The sequence below is a fragment of the Bacillus sp. AFS040349 genome (assembly GCF_002577655.1).
Classification (GTDB): Bacteria; Bacillota; Bacilli; order Bacillales; family Bacillaceae; genus Metabacillus.
In genome coordinates, this window is record NZ_NUMC01000185.1 from 1 (window position 1) to 1,322 (window position 1,322).

At 37.4% G+C, this 1,322-nt stretch carries 1 protein-coding gene; it reads left to right on the forward strand.

Annotated features, from left to right (window positions below; translation table 11 throughout):
- Positions 1-1,303 (forward strand): IS1182 family transposase gene (locus COD11_RS25825; protein WP_255301713.1). Its coding sequence is split into 2 segments (ribosomal slippage): positions 1-938 and positions 937-1,303, totalling 1,305 coding nucleotides; the frame shifts between segments, so codons are not numbered across the junction.
- The last annotated feature ends 19 nt before the right edge of the window (positions 1,304-1,322 follow it).

Here is a 1,322-nt window from a genome sequence, read left to right on the forward strand (position 1 = left end):
ATGATTGAAGAATTAGTACCTCAAGATCATCTTTTGAGAAAAGTGGAAAAATACATAGACTTCTCTTTTATTAATGAAAAAGTCCGACCTCTGTACTCTGAAAACAATGGCCGTCCATCCGATCCCACTATGCTTTTCAAAATGATGTTCATCGGTTATTTCTATGGCATTCGTTCGGAACGTCAATTAGAACGTGAGATTCAGACAAACATTGCTTACAGGTGGTTCTTAGGTTTAAAACTCACAGATCCAGTCCCTGATCATTCAACTATTAGTTGGAATCGCCGTACCCGCTTTAAAGATACAAATATCTTCCAGGAAATCTTTGATGAAATTGCCTTTCAAGCTATTCAACATAAGATGGTTGGAGGAAGGGTTTTATTTACGGATTCTACTCACCTTAAAGCTAATGCAAATAAACATAAATTCACACGTGTGGATGTTGAAGTTGAAACACGAGAATACATTGAAGAATTAAATAAAGCTATTGAAGAAGATAGGATAAATCATGGAAAAAAGCCTCTAAAGGAAAAGGAAGAGGTGAATGAAACTAAGCAAATTCGAAAAAGTACAACTGATCCTGATTGTGGGTTTATGTCACGTGATAATAAGCAAGAGATGTTCTGTTACCTAGACCATCGTACCACTGATATGAAATTTAATATCATCACTGATGCTTATGTTACTCCTGGTAATGTTCATGATTCTGTTCCTTATCTGTCTCGTATAGATCGTCAAATTAATGGATTCGGTTTTAATGTAGAAGCAGTTGGTCTCGATTCAGGATATCTAACAAACGCTATATGTAAAGGAATCAATGATCGCAAGATCTTTGGGGTCATAGCTCATAGAAGGTTCCATCCAACCAAGGGTCTTTTTCCAAAATGGAAATTTGACTATGTGCGTGAACGAGATGTCTATATATGTCCAAACAAAGGAATTAGTTTATCGTACGACTACACGTGAAGGATATCGAGAGTATAAATCTAATCCTAAAAAATGTGCAACTTGTCCATTATTAAAGGAATGCACGAAATCAAAAAACACACAGAAAGTCGTTACGCGCCATGTGTGGGAGGATCATAAAGATCAAGTTCGTCTGAATCGTCTTTCAAAGTCGGGTAAAATCCTATACAAATTCAGAAAAGAAAAAGTAGAGCGAAGCTTCGCAGATTCAAAAGAACTGCATGGGCTTCGCTACTGCCGGTTACGGGGAATACAGAATGCGAGTGAACAAGTATTACTCACCGCAGCCTGTCAAAACATGAAAAAGATCGCCACACACCTAGCAAGGCTTGCATAAGGTGTATGATGATCTTTTT